The sequence below is a fragment of the Corallococcus sp. RDP092CA genome, assembly GCF_041903675.1.
Taxonomy (GTDB): domain Bacteria; phylum Myxococcota; class Myxococcia; order Myxococcales; family Myxococcaceae; genus Corallococcus.
This window is the reverse complement of record NZ_JAYESI010000156.1, coordinates 1-303: the sequence shown is the minus strand read 5'-3', so window position 1 is coordinate 303 and position 303 is coordinate 1. Positions and strand designations below refer to the sequence as shown.

At 69.3% G+C, this 303-nt stretch carries 1 protein-coding gene; it reads right to left on the bottom strand.

Features of this window, described 5'->3' with window-relative positions; genetic code table 11:
- Positions 1 to 303 (bottom strand): transposase (locus U8525_RS34585; RefSeq protein ID WP_374270990.1); only part of this gene is annotated, 303 nt, incomplete at both ends.

Genomic DNA, 303 nt, shown 5'->3' with positions numbered 1-303 from the left:
CCTTCACGTGGCGGGTGAATTCGGGGAAGCCCAGGTCCACCAGCCGGTGCAACTGGCGCACCCGGTCGCCGAAATCCTGCACCAGTCGCTCGCGCAGCCGCACCAACTCGCGCAACTCCTCGGTGGCGGCCGCAGGCAGCGCAGTGGCATGAGGGCGCTTCTGCTGGGCGAAGCGAGCGATGCCCAAGGCGTCGATGCTGTCCGTCTTGGTGCGCGCCAGGTCCTCGGCGGCAAACCGCCGGGTGCGCACCGGATTGAGAAGGGCCAGTTGGAAGCCCGCGGCAGCCAGGTGGGCGAAGAGGT